Source organism: Candidatus Pseudothioglobus sp. Uisw_050_01 (assembly GCF_048085775.1).
Taxonomy (GTDB): Bacteria; Pseudomonadota; Gammaproteobacteria; order PS1; family Pseudothioglobaceae; genus Pseudothioglobus.
Genome location: NZ_CP159804.1, coordinates 935,943 through 950,614, shown reverse-complemented (window position 1 = coordinate 950,614; position 14,672 = coordinate 935,943). Strand labels below are relative to the sequence as shown.

The 14,672-nt window shown below is 35.3% G+C and carries 21 protein-coding genes; 5 read left to right on the top strand and 16 right to left on the bottom strand.

Going from position 1 to position 14,672, the window contains the following annotated elements; translation table 11 throughout:
* Nucleotides 1-4: 4 nt before the first annotated feature.
* Nucleotides 5-1,162, top strand: coding sequence for an MFS transporter (locus tag ABXT51_RS04795; protein WP_416694070.1), 1,158 nt, complete (start codon nucleotides 5-7; stop codon nucleotides 1,160-1,162).
* A gap of 17 nt (nucleotides 1,163-1,179) precedes the next feature.
* Nucleotides 1,180-1,650 (top strand): single-stranded DNA-binding protein, encoded by a 471-nt coding sequence (ssb, locus tag ABXT51_RS04790; RefSeq protein ID WP_416686121.1) that lies wholly within the window; start codon nucleotides 1,180-1,182, stop codon nucleotides 1,648-1,650.
* An 18-nt stretch (nucleotides 1,651-1,668) separates the two neighbouring features.
* On the opposite strand, the gene acpS is transcribed toward ssb, so the two are convergent.
* From acpS to ABXT51_RS04750, 8 genes are all read right to left on the bottom strand, one after another.
* Nucleotides 1,669-2,067: a holo-ACP synthase gene (gene acpS, locus ABXT51_RS04785; RefSeq protein WP_416694068.1), complete on the bottom strand. Its 399-nt coding sequence runs from the start codon at nucleotides 2,065-2,067 to the stop codon at nucleotides 1,669-1,671.
* A complete protein-coding gene (pdxJ, locus tag ABXT51_RS04780) occupies nucleotides 2,064-2,795 on the bottom strand; it encodes a pyridoxine 5'-phosphate synthase (RefSeq protein ID WP_416694066.1) in 732 nt (243 codons plus the stop codon). Before pdxJ ends, acpS begins: the two co-directional genes overlap by 4 nt.
* A gap of 8 nt (nucleotides 2,796-2,803) precedes the next feature.
* A complete protein-coding gene (recO, locus tag ABXT51_RS04775; protein WP_416694064.1) occupies nucleotides 2,804-3,490 on the bottom strand; it encodes a DNA repair protein RecO in 687 nt (228 codons plus the stop codon).
* Nucleotides 3,483-4,367, bottom strand: coding sequence for a GTPase Era (gene era, locus ABXT51_RS04770; RefSeq protein WP_416694062.1), 885 nt, complete (start codon nucleotides 4,365-4,367; stop codon nucleotides 3,483-3,485). Before era ends, recO begins: the two co-directional genes overlap by 8 nt.
* A complete protein-coding gene (rnc, locus tag ABXT51_RS04765; RefSeq protein WP_416694060.1) occupies nucleotides 4,364-5,029 on the bottom strand; it encodes a ribonuclease III in 666 nt (221 codons plus the stop codon). Before rnc ends, era begins: the two co-directional genes overlap by 4 nt.
* Before the next feature lie 3 nt (nucleotides 5,030-5,032).
* Nucleotides 5,033-5,827: a thymidylate synthase gene (gene thyA, locus ABXT51_RS04760; protein ID WP_416694058.1), complete on the bottom strand. Its 795-nt coding sequence runs from the start codon at nucleotides 5,825-5,827 to the stop codon at nucleotides 5,033-5,035.
* Nucleotides 5,824-6,612 (bottom strand): prolipoprotein diacylglyceryl transferase, encoded by a 789-nt coding sequence (lgt, locus tag ABXT51_RS04755; protein WP_416694056.1) that lies wholly within the window; start codon nucleotides 6,610-6,612, stop codon nucleotides 5,824-5,826. The genes thyA and lgt overlap by 4 nt, the downstream gene beginning before the upstream one ends.
* Nucleotides 6,613-6,746: 134 nt before the next feature.
* Complete coding sequence (locus ABXT51_RS04750) at nucleotides 6,747-7,214, bottom strand: DUF1643 domain-containing protein (protein ID WP_416696300.1); 468 nt, start codon at nucleotides 7,212-7,214, stop codon at nucleotides 6,747-6,749.
* Between the two features lie 93 nt (nucleotides 7,215-7,307).
* Between ABXT51_RS04750 and ABXT51_RS04745 the strand changes: the two genes are divergently transcribed.
* A complete protein-coding gene (locus tag ABXT51_RS04745) occupies nucleotides 7,308-8,288 on the top strand; it encodes a D-cysteine desulfhydrase (protein ID WP_416694054.1) in 981 nt (326 codons plus the stop codon).
* A gap of 12 nt (nucleotides 8,289-8,300) precedes the next feature.
* Here ABXT51_RS04745 and ABXT51_RS04740 read toward each other — a convergent pair whose 3' ends face one another.
* From ABXT51_RS04740 to ABXT51_RS04715, 6 genes are all read right to left on the bottom strand, one after another.
* Nucleotides 8,301-9,815 (bottom strand): ABC transporter permease, encoded by a 1,515-nt coding sequence (locus tag ABXT51_RS04740; protein ID WP_416694052.1) that lies wholly within the window; start codon nucleotides 9,813-9,815, stop codon nucleotides 8,301-8,303.
* Nucleotides 9,808-10,872 (bottom strand): quaternary amine ABC transporter ATP-binding protein, encoded by a 1,065-nt coding sequence (locus ABXT51_RS04735; RefSeq protein WP_416694050.1) that lies wholly within the window; start codon nucleotides 10,870-10,872, stop codon nucleotides 9,808-9,810. Before ABXT51_RS04735 ends, ABXT51_RS04740 begins: the two co-directional genes overlap by 8 nt.
* Nucleotides 10,873-10,939: 67 nt before the next feature.
* The gene (locus ABXT51_RS04730; protein ID WP_416694048.1) at nucleotides 10,940-11,902 is read right to left on the bottom strand and encodes a glycine betaine ABC transporter substrate-binding protein; all 963 of its coding nucleotides are present in this window, start codon (nucleotides 11,900-11,902) and stop codon (nucleotides 10,940-10,942) included.
* A 182-nt stretch (nucleotides 11,903-12,084) separates the two neighbouring features.
* Nucleotides 12,085-12,834 (bottom strand): alpha/beta fold hydrolase, encoded by a 750-nt coding sequence (locus ABXT51_RS04725; protein ID WP_416694046.1) that lies wholly within the window; start codon nucleotides 12,832-12,834, stop codon nucleotides 12,085-12,087.
* Nucleotides 12,835-12,868: 34 nt separating this feature from the next.
* Nucleotides 12,869-13,261: a (deoxy)nucleoside triphosphate pyrophosphohydrolase gene (locus ABXT51_RS04720; protein WP_416694044.1), complete on the bottom strand. Its 393-nt coding sequence runs from the start codon at nucleotides 13,259-13,261 to the stop codon at nucleotides 12,869-12,871.
* Nucleotides 13,255-13,446 carry a hypothetical protein gene (locus tag ABXT51_RS04715; RefSeq protein WP_416694042.1) on the bottom strand — a complete coding sequence of 64 codons (192 nt, stop codon included), beginning with the start codon at nucleotides 13,444-13,446 and terminating at the stop codon, nucleotides 13,255-13,257. The genes ABXT51_RS04720 and ABXT51_RS04715 overlap by 7 nt, the downstream gene beginning before the upstream one ends.
* A 155-nt stretch (nucleotides 13,447-13,601) precedes the next feature.
* Here ABXT51_RS04715 and ABXT51_RS04710 point away from each other — a divergent pair, with 155 nt between their 5' ends.
* Together ABXT51_RS04710 and ABXT51_RS04705 are read left to right on the top strand one after the other, a co-directional pair.
* Complete coding sequence (locus ABXT51_RS04710; protein ID WP_416694040.1) at nucleotides 13,602-13,808, top strand: hypothetical protein; 207 nt, start codon at nucleotides 13,602-13,604, stop codon at nucleotides 13,806-13,808.
* 56 nt (nucleotides 13,809-13,864) lie between these two features.
* Nucleotides 13,865-14,047 carry a helix-turn-helix transcriptional regulator gene (locus tag ABXT51_RS04705; RefSeq protein ID WP_416694038.1) on the top strand — a complete coding sequence of 61 codons (183 nt, stop codon included), beginning with the start codon at nucleotides 13,865-13,867 and terminating at the stop codon, nucleotides 14,045-14,047.
* Between the two features lie 19 nt (nucleotides 14,048-14,066).
* Here the strand turns inward: ABXT51_RS04705 and ABXT51_RS04700 are convergent, their stop codons facing one another.
* Nucleotides 14,067-14,282 carry a TIGR02450 family Trp-rich protein gene (locus ABXT51_RS04700; RefSeq protein ID WP_416694036.1) on the bottom strand — a complete coding sequence of 72 codons (216 nt, stop codon included), beginning with the start codon at nucleotides 14,280-14,282 and terminating at the stop codon, nucleotides 14,067-14,069.
* Nucleotides 14,282-14,602: a hypothetical protein gene (locus tag ABXT51_RS04695; RefSeq protein ID WP_416694034.1), complete on the bottom strand. Its 321-nt coding sequence runs from the start codon at nucleotides 14,600-14,602 to the stop codon at nucleotides 14,282-14,284. Before ABXT51_RS04695 ends, ABXT51_RS04700 begins: the two co-directional genes overlap by 1 nt.
* Between the last annotated feature and the right edge of the window lie 70 nt (nucleotides 14,603-14,672).

Genomic DNA, 14,672 nt, shown 5'->3' with positions numbered 1-14,672 from the left:
AGTTATGAACTCAACTGAAAAGCTATTTGCTTTAAAAGTTTCGCTAATTATGTCTGTTAGAATGCTCGGTTTATTCATGCTTTTTCCTGTCATGAGTCTTTATGCAGGTGATTATGATCGCTCGACCCCTTTCTTGATTGGTATGGCAATTGGGATTTATGGTCTTACTCAAGCCCTACTTCAAATACCTTTTGGTTATCTTTCTGATCGATTTGGAAGAAAACCTATCCTAATCATAGGGCTTTTAATTTTTTTGCTAGGAAGTATTGTTGCAGCAAATACCTCTAATATTATATTTGTAGTTATTGGAAGAGCTTTACAAGGCGGCGGCGCAATATCAGCTGTCTTAATGGCATTTTTAGCTGACTCCATATCTGAGGATAATCGAGCAAAGGCAAATGCCTTTGTTGGCTTTCAAATTGGTGTTGCGTTTATGCTTTCATTAATTATTGGACCATTAATTACCTCAAGGATCGGGCTTTCAGGGTTGTTTTGGGTTATAGGCCTACTCTCAATTATTGCTATGCTAATAGTATTGTCTCTTGAGCACTCCAAGCCAATCAATTATTATCGGCTATCTTTTGATGCCTTTAGAGAAACTTTAAGTAGAGAGTTAATTGCTTTAGATTTTAGTGTATTTTCATTACATTTAATTCTTGCAAGCGGTTTTATAGTGATGCCACTTCTTATTATGGAAAACCAAATAGTTAGTATGATTGATAACTGGCAGCTTTACCTTCCAGCAGTATTACTTTCGTTTATTGGAATGATTCCTCTAATAATTATTTCAGAAAAATTTAAAAAAACAAAATATATATTATTACTTAGTATTTTTCTACTAATTATTAGTCAAATTATTTTTTATATTTCAAATTTAAATTTTTCAATTTTCCTCATTACTTTAACTATCTTCTTTGTCGCCTTTAATACTATTGAAGCAATTTTACCTTCTTTATTATCTAAAACTGCGAGCGCCTCTATGAGGGGGCTTGCTATGGGTATTTTTTCAACATCACAGTTTTTAGGCACGTTTATTGGCGGTGCAATTGGTGGTTTGATTTATGACATTTACGATTTAAATAGTGTATTCTTATTCACCATATTTGTAGCAATTATCTGGTGGTTTATGGTTCTTTTTTCACCACTTAAAACTAAAACTTAACAGGAGTAAATATTAGCATGGCCGGAATAAATAAAGTAATATTGGTTGGTAATCTGGGCGCAAAACCTGAAATTAAATACGCTTCAAATGGAAACGCAATAAGTAATTTATCAGTTGCAACTAGTGAGTCTTGGACCGATAAAAATACTGGCCAAAAACAAGAAAGAACTGAATGGCATCGTGTTAGTTTGTTTGGAAAAGTTGCTGAAATAGCTGGCCAGTATTTAGATAAAGGCTCTAAGGTTTATGTTGAGGGCAAATTGCAAACTAGAAAATGGCAAGATCAAAGTGGACAGGACCGCTATACGACTGAAGTTGTAATAAGTGGATTTAGTGGAACCTTACAGATGCTTGATCGCCGTGATGACTCCAACTCTCCAATGCAATCACAACCTCAATCAACGCCGCAGCCTGCTCAAAATACTCAACAAGCACCAAGTATTACTCCGGTTGCTCAAGATGAATTTGAGGATGATATTCCTTTCTAGAGTCGTCCTAAGTTTTTTTTAACTTAGATTCTCAGAATCTAGTTTTTCAAGGACTACAAAAGCGACTGCATTTTGACTTTCATCTGATATGCTTAGGTGTCCTTGCTTAATTCCTTTTTCTAACAAATATAGCCTTAGCTTTTCACTAGGTAAAAAATAAGGCTTTCCATTTTCATTGTTTCGAATAGTTAGATCTTGAAAGCTAACTACCCTTCCAATTCCTGTGCCTAAAGCCTTTGAAAAAGCCTCTTTTGCAGCAAAACGCTTTGCAAGAAAGGCGGCACTGTAGGCTTTATTTGCAAATAAAGCCTGTTCATGTTCAGTTAATACTCTCTTCATAAAGCCATCACGATTTTTTAATATAATTGCCTGGATTCTTTCTATGTCTACTATGTCAGTTCCAATTCCATAAATCATATAGCTCTCGATTCTAATAATAAAGCTTTCATTTCGGATGTTGCATTAGCAAGTCCAACAAAAAGTGCTCTTGAAATAATTGAGTGGCCAATATTTAGCTCAACAATTGATTCAATTTTAGCTACAGCAGTAGTATTTAAAAGTGTTAAGCCATGCCCTGCATTAACTTGAATTCCAAGACTTACAGCATATTCGCAAGCATCAGATATTCTTTTAAGCTCTAATTCAGACTCGGCTTTAGAGGCTGCATCTGCATAGTGACCTGTATGAATTTCAATAATAGGAACGCCACATTCAGCTGCGGCATCTATTTGTCTTTTGTCTGCATCAATGAAAAGAGATGTTTTAATATTATTTGAACTGAGTTGAGTGCAAACTTCTTTCATTCTAACTATTTGTGAAGCAACATCTAGGCCACCTTCTGTTGTAAGTTCCTGTCTCTTTTCGGGCACAAGGCAGCAGTCTTCAGGCAAAACATTAGAGGCAATTTTGAGCATTTCGTCAGTTGCAGCCATTTCTAAGTTCATTTTAGTTGTTAGCCTGGACTTTAGCTCAATTACATCATTGTCTTGAATATGGCGCCTATCTTCTCTAAGGTGAAGCGTAATGCTATCAGCGCCAGAATTTTCACAGATAAGCGCTGCATCAATCAAGCTGGGATATTTTGTACCTCTGGCCTGTCTTAATGTAGCTATATGATCTATATTAACGCCAAGAAAAATACTCATAATTACGCCTAATTAACAAAAAATAACTCTTTACTTTTAAGCGGTTTATCACCTAAAAGAGGTTTTAATCTTTTTCGATTCAATTTTTTTAAAGTATTTAACCCTTCTGAATTTGGAGTTACTTGATTAGGGCTGACAATATTTAATAGAATTTCACCCAAAATTTTACCTTCAATTTGTGCACTAAAACCCTGATCTTCAATAAAATCATAAAGGCCATTGATTTTGATTGGGTTGCCTTCAATATCATCATTAAAGTCAAGCCCATAACCTAATTCTTGCAACAGTTGATTTTCAAATATGCGTAGTGCATACTCTTTTTCAGAGTTAGACTTATGATTCATTTTTTTTATGAAATTCCAGTAAGCGCTAAAAATCTCACTGTATTCATCTCCTTCAGGTAGAAGCCTAATAAGAAGCTCATTGACATAGATAGCTAATATCAGGTCATCACCAAGAAGCCTTCGTGGCTTATCTGAAATTTCCCACTGGGAGAGGCTTTTTAGGTCACTCTTTCCCTTAAACGAAATACTTAGGCATTGAAACATTTGAAGTGATGTTTTACTGCTTCTAGCACCTCTAGCTATCAATCGCACTCTTCCATGATTTTTAGTAAAGAAATCGAGTAACAGAGAGCTTCCTTGGTACATTCTTCTATGAATCAAAAATGCTGGAGAATTCTCAATCCTAGTCATAACCTAGAGATGCTAAGGCTCTTTTATCATCTGACCAGCCTTGTCTAACCTTAACCCACAGCTCTAAGAATACTTTTGCCTCTAAAAAACCTTCAATTGTGATACGTGAATCTTGGCCAATTTTTTTCAACATTTCACCTTTATGACCTATTACAATCCTTTTTTGAGAGGCCTTATCAACAAAGATGCGTGCAGCAATTCTATACATTTTTCCATCAAGCTCAAACTTTTCAATTTCTACTGTGATGTCATATGGAAGTTCATTCGATAAGTTTCTCATTAATTTTTCACGAATAAACTCAGACACAACAAATTTTTGAGAGCGGTCTGTTATGTAGTCATCATCATAAATAGGATCTTGCTCAGGTAAATATTTAAGAATCAAGCTTCTAAGTTGCTTTGTATGGGACCGGTCAAAGGCAGATAAAGGGAAAACCTCATTGGCTTGAAATTTTTCACCAAGCATCTCTAGGTAAGGGAGTATCTTATCGACTGAGCCCGATTTATCAATCTTATTCACGCAAATTATGACCGGTATATCAACCTTACTTACGTGTTCTAATACGCGAGCATCCTCTTTTGTCCATTTAAATATTTCAACAAGCCAAATTATCATATCCACATCAGCAAAGCTTGAACTAGCAGCTTTATTCATATATGAATTGATTGCTTTATTGTTTCCAATATGGATTCCAGGAGTGTCTACAAAAACCATCTGATAGTTTTGCTGAGTATCAATAGCGTTAATTCGGTGTCTAGTTGTTTGAGGACGGTGTGATGTGATTGAAAGCTTTTGCCCAATTAATTCATTAACAAGGGTTGATTTGCCCACATTTGGTCGCCCTACTACTGCAATGAAGCCTGATTGAAAATTCATTTATTTAAGATACCTTTTAAAATTGATTCAGCACAGGCCTGTTCTGCTCTTTTAATGCTTTTTGCACTCTCTTCAACGCCAAGACTATATTCCTTAATAGAGCAGTTGACGTAAAAAATGGCGTTATGATCTTTACCTTCTGTTTTAATAAGCTCGTAAACTGGCAAAGCATATCCTTTTTTTTGCAATAGCTCCTGAAGTTGAGTTTTAAAATCCTTTAATGAATCTTCTGGTCCTGATTCATTTAAAAGGTCATTATAGAGTTTTAAAATGATTCCACTAACTGTTGCATAATCAGAATCAAGGAAGATAGCCCCTAGAATAGCTTCAAATGCGTCTGCCTGGATTGATTCCCGTCGAAATCCGCCACTTTTCAGCTCTCCTTGACCCAACAACAAGCTTTCAGAAATATTGAGTGTTTTGGCAAGCTTAGCTAAAGTCTGGCCTCTGACAAGACTAGATCGAAGTCTTGATAACTGTCCTTCATCAATTAACGGAAAGCGCTGATAAATTTCTAGAGAGATTACACACCCTAGGACGCTGTCACCCAGAAACTCCAATCTTTCATTATTTTTTTTACTAACGCTTCGATGAGTTAAGGCTTGTTTAAGGAGATTAATGTCTTTAAATTGATAAGAAATATTTTTTTGTAATTTTTGCATACGCTAAATTGCAACTGGAGCTTTAATTGGATCATCATGCTCATATTCAGAAAGCTCAAAATCTTCATAGTTATAGTCAAAAATATTTTCTGGCTTTCTATGAATTAAGATCTTTGGAAGTTTTTTTGGAGTACGTTTTAGCTGAGTTTCTACTTGCTCAAAGTGATTCGAATAAACGTGGCAGTCTCCACCACTCCAAATAAAATCTCCAACTTCAAGATCACACTGCTGAGCTACTATATGAGTAAGCAATGCATAAGAGGCAATATTGAAAGGGACTCCTAGAAATATGTCAGCACTTCGTTGATAAAGCTGACATGATAGCCTCCCTTTCGCCACATAAAACTGAAACAACGCATGGCATGGAGCAAGCGCCATTTTGTCTAACTCTCCAACATTCCAACTTGAAACAATAATTCGCCTTGAGTCTGAAGAGTTTTTAATGAGATTAATAGCCTCTTTGATTTGATCAATTTCTTTACCTTCAGAGTTTTTCCATTTTCGCCATTGAGCGCCATATACTGGCCCTAAGTCACCATTTTCATTTGCCCATTCATTCCAAATATTTACTTTATTTTCTTTTAGATATTTGATATTTGTATCACCCTTTAAAAACCATAACAGCTCGTGAATGACTGAAGGAACATGCACCCTCTTAGTAGTAACAATTGGAAACCCATCATTTAAATTAAATCGCATCTGATGACCAAAAATACTTTTAGTTCCAGTACCAGTCCTATCAGTTTTGTCAGTACCCGTATCTCTTACAAGTCTTAAAAAATCTAGATATTGTTTCATGTGCTACCTTTTACATAATAGGATTTATAAAATATATACAGGCCAATGAGAATCATCGGGAGGCTCAACGCTTGGCCCATTGTTAACCACTCAAAAGCTAAGTAGCCAAGATGTGAGTCAGGCACTCTTATAAATTCAATTATAAATCTAAAGGTGCCATAAAAAATCAAAAATAAAGCTGAAGTGGATCTAATGGGTGGATTTTTTTTGCTAAAAAACCATAATATAACAAACAAAACTACTCCCTCTAGTAATGCTTCATATAATTGAGTTGGGTATCTTTGAGCCCAAACGCCACTTTGGTCTGGAGCATAAACCCCCCATGAGCTCTCTGTTATTTTCCCCCAAAGCTCTCCATTAATGTAGTTTCCTATCCTTCCAAAAGCAAGCCCTAGTGGTATAAGTGGCGCAATAAAATCGGTCGTTTGAAAAAAAGAAAACTTTGATTTCCTATTAAATAAAATCATTGCAATCAAAACGCCTAAGAAGCCTCCATGAAAAGACATCCCGCCATTTTGAAAATTAAAAAATGTTAAGGGGTTTGCTATAAAAACCGAGAAGTTATAGAAAAGCAAATAACCAAAGCGTCCTCCCATTACAACACCTATTGCACCATAAAAAATTAAATCATCAACATGCCTTACATTCCATTCAGAGTAAGATTTAACGCGAGATTTTGCAAGTAAATAGGCTACTAAAAATGCCAAAAGATACATGACCCCGTACCAGTAAATTTGTACAATTCCTAAGTCTAAAATTACTGGATCAATTACAAAGTATTTCACAGATTAAATGAGCGCATAAATGTAACGTTTAAGTTGGTTTAATTTAAGAATTGTAAGCATATTTCATTATGTATTGAATTATAGGCAATGTTGCCGTTTTAGTGTACCAAACTGGGCATTGATAAGCCAAATAACTAGTTAATAAAATTGATCAATTCTTGGCTTTTCTTTTGATAAAGCGGGTGCGCAGGCTGACCTGATTTATTAATGTTTAGACACATTGGCCTATTAATAATTTCTAACACCTCCTTATCTCTATTCAGGAAATAACCATCATTACCCCACGCTACAACTGTTAACTCGCTCTTTTGATAGTTTTTTAAAATATGCATATTATTATCTTTCCCTATTGGTAATTTGACTTTTTTGAGTTCCATTGGATAGGTTGACATATAAGCAAACAAATTAACCATGATTAAGCCACCATATCCCCAATCTTTAGCAAAATTGATACATCTTGTTAATGTAGGGTCGTCAATTGTTTCATCTGCAATAGAAGGGTTTAATCCAATGAATAAAACATAACCATTTGCTGAATTCCAGGATCTTGTTAGAGAGTAACGGTATTTTCGGCAGCTTGAGAAAACTGCGCTTTTCTTTATAGTTCTCATTTATATAAGTTTATCTATAAAATAATTTCAATGTTCTAGAAGAGCATCAAATGTAGCTTTATTTTTTAACTTTAGTTTATTTTTATGATTGATAATTTTCCAAGAATTAGGCTTGGCCATTTTCCTACCCCTATAGAGTCTTTACAAAATATTACCAAAGGTCTTGGCGGTCCTGAAATATTTATTAAAAGAGATGACTGTACGGGGCTAGCAACTGGAGGCAATAAAACAAGAAAACTTGAATTTATAATGCCTGATGCTATAAAAAACAAGGCAGATCTTGTTGTCACTGTTGGTGCGATTCAGTCCAATCATGCAAGACAGACCGCTGCTGCATGTGCAATACTTGGGATTAAGTGTCTTATTGTATTGGAACAGAGACTTGCTAACGCTCCTGAGTCTTATATGAATTCAGGAAACATTTTTTTAAATAAAATTTTTGGTGCTGAGATGGTTTTGTGCCCTACTAATAAAAATGTTGAAGAGTTTGCAAAAGAAATAATGGATGATAGAAAGAGGCAAGGCGCTAATCCTTACTTTATCCCAGTTGGCGGAAGCAATCACTTAGGGGAGCTTGGGTATATTGAATGTATGCGAGAGATTATTGAGCAAGATAGTGAAAAACTCTTTACTCATATTATTTTAGCAACTGGAAGTGGTGGAACTCATGCTGGACTTATTGCTGGGAAGGCTCATTATCAAAGTGATATTGAAATTATAGGAATAAGTATTAAGGATAAAAAACTTGATCAAGAGGAAAAGGTTTTTAGATTAGCTAAAAACTCTTGTGACTTCATCCAGTGTAAATCTCTAGATCGCAAAAACGTTATAGTTGAAGATGCTTATGTTGGCGAGGGTTATGCTATCCCTACTGAAGGCATGAAAAAAGCTTTAAAACTAATGGCAAGAAAAGAGGCTATATTGCTTGACCCTGTATACTCTGGAAAAGCATTCGATGGCCTTATTGATTTAGTTAAAAAAGGGTACTTTAAAGATTCAGATAAAATTTTATTTATTCACACCGGTGGATCAGCAGCCATTCCAGCCTATGAATGGGCATTTTAGTATAAATACTACTTAGTCCCTTTTCTTTCCTTGTATAACCCTATCAAGTATTAGAGCACAAAATAAGATTGCAATCCCAGCCAGTATTCCTTGACCGACATTAGCATATTGTAGGGCCTCTAAAACATCTTGCCCTAAGCCTTTTGCACCAATTAAAGATGCAACTACAACCATTGCTAAGCTCAACATTACAGTCTGATTTACACCAGCAAGAATAGTTGGCATTGCAAGAGGCAAGTCAACCTTAGTCAATAAATACCATTTAGAGCCACCATAAGCAATTGCCGCCTCCCTTATAGTTTCAGGTACACCTTTTAATCCTAATACAGTAAGCCTTACCACAGGAGTTCCTCCAAAAATCATGGTAATAATGACTGCTGAAACTTTTCCAGTTCCAAAAAATGCGATAACTGGAATCATAAATACAAATGCAGGCATTGTCTGCATGAAATCCATAATTGGCCTGATAAAGGCATAAAACCTAGGTCTAGTGGCGCAATATATACCTAGTGGAATTCCAATAGATATACTCAGAATCGCAGCAGTTCCTAACAATGCTAACGTTGTCATGGCTTTTATCCAAAAACCTAGAAAACCCATGTAAGCTAAGAATGCTAAAGAATATACAGCTGCTCTTGGCCCAGCAGAGAGGCCAGTCATTAATACTATTGCACTAATAACTACAATCCAAGGAGTTGTTACAAAAAGCATCTCTAGGGCATCAAGGACTGATCTTATTCCAAAAGTAATCGCAGTAAAAAGAACATCACCTTTAATTACAGCATAATCAAAGGCCCTTTCTACTCCATCTATTGAGGCAAGTCTTATGTCAGGATGCGTTGGAAAATCTGCAAACAAGGCAACAAGATTTGGAAAACTATAGTGTATTGTTGAAAAAATAATGATTACCAAGACAAATGAAATACTTAATAGAAAGTTTTTAAATTCCATTCCCGGGCTTATTTGTTTGTTAGAGAGCCACTCAGAAAACTTTTTTTCTAAAATAGAGTTGGCCAATACACCTTGCAATACCCTTATTAAAATAAACAGAAAAATACCACTAATGGCAATTGCAACTCCAGACGCTTCAATGCTTTGAGCTTCCTGTAAATACCCTCTAATTGAGTCTTCAAGTGACTTAATTGTTCTTTTGAACATTTCAACTTTATCTGAATTGCTATCAATAGCAGCTTGGAGTTGCTTTTCTCGAAAATCAATTGTTGATTTAACTTTTGCAATTTTGCTATAGGCTTCGGCGCTAATATTGCCAAAAAACCCTCTGACAATTTGAACAATTGCAAATGTTTCGATCAGTAAAAATGCTAAAGACCAGTTCCATATGTTTCTGACCCCAAACCATGCGGAGCCAAATAAAAATGCAAATAGATTAAAGGATACAACAAATCTTGAGCTGTTATTAATACGGCCAAACTCATGAACATAGTATTCAGAATTAGTTTTTACGAAAACTGGAATTTGATCAGTGTTTGCGTAATCATCATTAGGTATTAGGTTATCTTTACTCATCCTGGCCCTCGACAATAGATACCAGTAAGTCTTTTTGAGATACCACGCCAACATCCTGGCCATTTTTGTTACTGATAACGATTGGCTTATCACTAGCAACAGAGCTCTCAATTAGACTGCTTAAATCGTCATTCTCTGTCATTCTTATGGCATCTTTTGGTATTGCACCATAATTTTTACTAAACTCATCAATTGGCTTCATTATCGATTTTGCTTTAACAACTTCAAGTCTTGAAATTCCTTTTACAAAGTCTGCAACATAGTCATCCTCTGGGTTCATAACTATTTCTTCTGGGGTGCCAATTTGAATAACTTTACCATCTCTCATGATAGCAATACGGTGACCAACTTTAACAGCTTCATCTAAATCATGAGTAATAAAGACGGTTGTTTTTTTTAATTTCTTAGATAATTTTATAAATTCTTTTTGAAGTTGCCTTCTAATCAAAGGGTCTAATGCGCTGAAAGGCTCATCCATCAATAGTATTTCAGGATCAGCAGCTAAAGCCCTTGCAAGCCCTACTCTTTGCTGCATTCCACCAGACAGTTCATGAGCATATTTATTACCCCAGCCTGTTAGCTCGACTGTATTCAGGATTTCATTGGCTTTTCCATACCTCTTATTTTTATTAACCCCTCTTATTTCTAGTGGCATAGCAATATTGTCAATCACAGAGCGATGCGGCATCAGTGCAAAGTTTTGAAAGACCATGCCTATTTTTTTATTTCTAAAATCTTGTAATTCTTTTCTTTCTAGGGTCATTACGTCTTGGCCATCTATTAGTATTTTGCCTATTGTTGGCTCTAGAAGCCTATTAATATGTCTTACAAGGGTTGACTTTCCACTTCCAGATAAGCCCATTACGCAAAATATTTCACCAGGCTTAATGTCAAATGAAACATCTGAAACACCAATTACTGAATTGTAATTTTCTAATGCGTCTTGCTTTGAAATATGATCTTCAGTAATTGCTTTTAATGCCTCTGGAGAGGTATTTCCAAATATCTTAGAGATATTTTGAATTTGAATAAAGCTTCCAGAGTTTTCTTGCGACATAGTATTTACATTAATTGAAAAAAAACCGGCGCATATAAAACGCCGGCTTTATAACGAACTTGTTAGATTATAAACCTAACCATCCATCAACAGTACCTTCGTTCTGAGACATCCAATCTCTTGCTACTTCTGCTGCATCTCTCTTATTAACAGAAATTTCATAGGCAAGCCATGATACGTCATCAGACGTTAATTGGAAGTTATTGAAAAATTCAACAATTGCTGGAGACTTGCCTTCAAGTGAAGTGCCCCAACCGATTTGAATATTTTTCATTGCATCTTTAGAGGCTACATATGACTTTTTATACCAATCAGCGTCACTCTTTGGTTGAATCATTTTGTACGCAGCAGGATCATGAGTAGGTTCAGTCAACATTACAACTGGCGCCATTCCCCATATAGCGTGTGGTTTATAGCAATAGAATGCATAGCCCTCGCCTTTTTTGATCGAGTCTAAAACTCTTGCATTTTTTACAGCTTCAGCAGCTCTAATAGGCTCAATACCAAGATCTAGTAGTCCATAATCTCTTACTTTAACCTCATTTACGTTTGCAGAGGCCCAGCCATCAGCGCCAATCCAAAATTCACCTTTACCATTGCCATCACTATCCATTGCAGCAATAACCTCAGGCCTTCCAAGATCGAAGATAGACGTTATGCTCATCTCTTTTGCAAACGCTTGAGATACGCAGTAACCTTGATTTCCTTCATAACTCAAAGAGCTTAACTTAAGAGTTCCTTTTGGAACTAGTTCATTAGTGTAAGCCTGTTGGTTAGGTAGCCAGACATCAGGGTGAACTTCAATCTCACCTTTACTTCTGTCAATTGCTCCATAGATAGCAGTATTGTTTCCAGGAACTAGCTCAACTTCACCACCCATTTTGTCTGTGATTACCGCAGATAGTAGGTTTGCAATTGCAGTAGCTCCAGTCCAACCTGGATCGCCAATGTTTACTTTTTCCGCATAAGTTGCCATAGACGCAGAAAGCGCAACAACGGCAGCAATAGCTGTTTTGTTTACTAACTTCATGTATTTCTCCTTTTAATGAAATTTACTTTTTTCTCTATTACTAAAGTATTTGTACTAGAAAAAAATCGAGTATACATCAATTAATATATATGTTTCAAGTGTTAATTTAAGTTAAGAGTAAAATAAAGTTCTATATGAACTTTAAAAATATGGCTACCCTAAAGCTAGAATATGCCATTCCTTTAAACTAGAAAATCCTTGATTGATTGATTGATTAGTGAAGGTTTTTCCATATGTGAGTTATGGGCACATCCTTCAATAATTTTGATAAGAGAATTTGAAATCCCTTTATTTAGAATTTCTTGCTGGTTCCAGTCATAGGAGCGATCATTTTTAGCCCATAGAATTAGAGTGGGTGATTTAATTTGATCAAGTTGCGCCCTTCCATCCCAGCAATCCCATGCATCAAGGCTTGCGAGTGCAGCTTGGGTTGTCGCTTTTGAACCTTCATCCAAGCATAATTTATATCCATCTCCCTTCAGGTGGTCCATAAACCATGTCTTTGCAATATTTTTTCGAGTTTTTTCAAGGCCAAATTTAATAATTTTAGCTCTTGATTGACCAATACTTTCAAACCTACTTGGCAAGACTCCTATAGACCCGGTACCAAAACATATTAACTTATTAACGCGATCTGGAAATAACGCGGCCATTTCCTGTGCAATCATCCCTCCCATTGAATGACCAAGCAAATTAAAGGTATCAATTTTTAAATAATCTAAGAGTTCAAACACTTGCAGTGCATTCTCTCTAATAGTTGAAGGAGCGGTCATTTTAGAGCTCTCACCATAACCAGCAAGTGAAGGCATAATCAACTCAAAGTTAGCCTTTAAATCTTCCTGAAATTTCCACATGTCTTGACCGCCCAAATAGCCGTGGACAAGTACCAGTGGATAACCCTTCCCAATTCTTTTGTGCGATAAGTGTTTCATAGTAATGAATGATAAAGTATTAGCTCCATTACAATTAAATTAGTGATGTAATATTTCCATCACCCACAACAAAGTCATATTTATCAAAATCTGTTTTATCAGCCCATTCCATTGCCTCATGTTCATTAAGACTAATAATGCCATCTTTTATTGAGCAAAGGAAGTAATGCAGAACAATATTTATTTTGCTGTCCTTGTACCTTTCCTCTGCAATCTTCTCATAAACATTAATGTTTATATTTAATTCCTCGTATATCTCTCTAATTAGAGCCTCTTGAAGTGTTTCATTTGCTTCAACTTTTCCGCCAGGGAATTCCCATTTAAGGCCCATATGTTTATCTCTTCTCCTTTGAGCAATAAAATAAAGATTATCTTTCTTTATGATTGCAGCAACGACGTCTTCAGACTTTATAGAATTATCTACCATGCCCCACCTTTAACGCAGTCATACATACCAACTTTACCCTCACTGCATAATTTAAATAATTCTTCTTTTGTGTATTCACTTTCTAAAGATTTAAGCTCTTGATAGCCTATTAAATAGAATAAGCACCCAGAGGTTAAAAAAAATAAAGCAATAAGTAGGAAGGTTTTTAAAAGATTCTTTTTCACAAAAAGTTCTCTAAAAATTAAATATTATTGATTAATGTAATAGAATACCAAAAAAAAGATTTTATGTAAGATTAAGGCTATTAGAATCTTTTTTACTTATAATTCAATAATAATAAAAGTTAAGGAGAAATATTATTAAAAAAATATTATTCATGATGTTGTTAGCTTTTTCTTCTATAGTTTCTGCTGAAGAGGGAAGGTATTCTATGCTGAAAGATGAACTAGGTGTTTATATTTTAGATGGTGAAACTGGCAAAGTTAAACATTGCAGAAGTGTTCCAATAGCTAATGCAAGTGAGACTGGTGGTGAGCTAGTTACAGCCTGTACCCCTTGGAGTGGAGAATATATTCTAAAACAATAAAATAAAATTTATTAAATTATTTATAGACTATTTAATTTATTACACAGAGGTTAAGAATGGATATTTTTTTGACTGAGATTCAAATATTTGAACTGACTGGCTTTACTAAAACTCAATTAGATGAAATGATTAAAGTGGGTGATTTTCCAAAACCTGTAAAAACTGAAAGAAACAATATATGGCTCGAAAGGGATGTTTTGAAATGGGCTAATGCTCGAAATCTTCATATAAGTGGATGAGGAGATAGCTCTTCATTAGTTAGTTCCAGCCTTGAAGCCAACGCTCACTCTCTTTTAATTCTCTCCAATTAATAAGTTCTGTTCGATTAGAGATTACTGCCTCTATTAAGCAGTGAGTTACTATGTTGTCTTCATCAAACACTAACTTAGTAATAAGAAAGTGTTTCTCTTTACTGCTCGGTGTAACTGCTGTCCATTTGGTATTAAGTAGTTTTTTTGAACTTATTTTATTCACTAACTAGAAAATTTTGTAGTGAAAAGTACAACCGCCATGAACATACTCATTAAAGGAAGGAGAAGTAGCATTTGAGTTGCAAATTGTAAAATAGTTGTTCTAACTGCTTGAGTTTTAAAGGATCTGTAGCTTAGGAACAAAGTAAAAAAATAAAAAATAGATGGGATTAGGGAGGAAGATCTAAGTTCCTCATAACTAGCATTAGTTTCAAGCCTATTGAGTAGTATTCCTGCAAGGATATATGTACCTACTACTCCGACCCAAAAAAGCTTTGTTGCTATAAATTTTGTTGTGGGCTTTTCTATATTTTCTACTTTCATAAACAATTTTCTAAATCCAGATAGTTGGTTTAATAGTGAGCGCGGCTCATCCGAACAATTAGAACTTTTA

Bases quoted from the DNA above. Each gene is read 5' to 3' on its own strand.
- ABXT51_RS04695 (WP_416694034.1), bottom strand. From the start codon at position 14,602: ATGAAAGTAGAAAATATAGAAAAGCCCACAACAAAATTTATAGCAACA.
- ABXT51_RS04730 (WP_416694048.1), bottom strand. From the start codon at position 11,902: ATGAAGTTAGTAAACAAAACAGCTATTGCTGCCGTTGTTGCGCTTTCT.
- ABXT51_RS04705 (WP_416694038.1), top strand. From the start codon at position 13,865: ATGGATATTTTTTTGACTGAGATTCAAATATTTGAACTGACTGGCTTT.
- ABXT51_RS04735 (WP_416694050.1), bottom strand. From the start codon at position 10,872: ATGTCGCAAGAAAACTCTGGAAGCTTTATTCAAATTCAAAATATCTCT.
- era (WP_416694062.1), bottom strand. From the start codon at position 4,367: ATGAATTTTCAATCAGGCTTCATTGCAGTAGTAGGGCGACCAAATGTG.
- thyA (WP_416694058.1), bottom strand. From the start codon at position 5,827: ATGAAACAATATCTAGATTTTTTAAGACTTGTAAGAGATACGGGTACT.
- rnc (WP_416694060.1), bottom strand. From the start codon at position 5,029: ATGCAAAAATTACAAAAAAATATTTCTTATCAATTTAAAGACATTAAT.
- ABXT51_RS04740 (WP_416694052.1), bottom strand. From the start codon at position 9,815: ATGAGTAAAGATAACCTAATACCTAATGATGATTACGCAAACACTGAT.
- ssb (WP_416686121.1), top strand. From the start codon at position 1,180: ATGGCCGGAATAAATAAAGTAATATTGGTTGGTAATCTGGGCGCAAAA.
- recO (WP_416694064.1), bottom strand. From the start codon at position 3,490: ATGACTAGGATTGAGAATTCTCCAGCATTTTTGATTCATAGAAGAATG.
- acpS (WP_416694068.1), bottom strand. From the start codon at position 2,067: ATGATTTATGGAATTGGAACTGACATAGTAGACATAGAAAGAATCCAG.
- ABXT51_RS04725 (WP_416694046.1), bottom strand. From the start codon at position 12,834: ATGAAACACTTATCGCACAAAAGAATTGGGAAGGGTTATCCACTGGTA.
- pdxJ (WP_416694066.1), bottom strand. From the start codon at position 2,795: ATGAGTATTTTTCTTGGCGTTAATATAGATCATATAGCTACATTAAGA.
- ABXT51_RS04795 (WP_416694070.1), top strand. From the start codon at position 5: ATGAACTCAACTGAAAAGCTATTTGCTTTAAAAGTTTCGCTAATTATG.
- ABXT51_RS04720 (WP_416694044.1), bottom strand. From the start codon at position 13,261: ATGGTAGATAATTCTATAAAGTCTGAAGACGTCGTTGCTGCAATCATA.
- ABXT51_RS04745 (WP_416694054.1), top strand. From the start codon at position 7,308: ATGATTGATAATTTTCCAAGAATTAGGCTTGGCCATTTTCCTACCCCT.
- ABXT51_RS04710 (WP_416694040.1), top strand. From the start codon at position 13,602: ATGTTGTTAGCTTTTTCTTCTATAGTTTCTGCTGAAGAGGGAAGGTAT.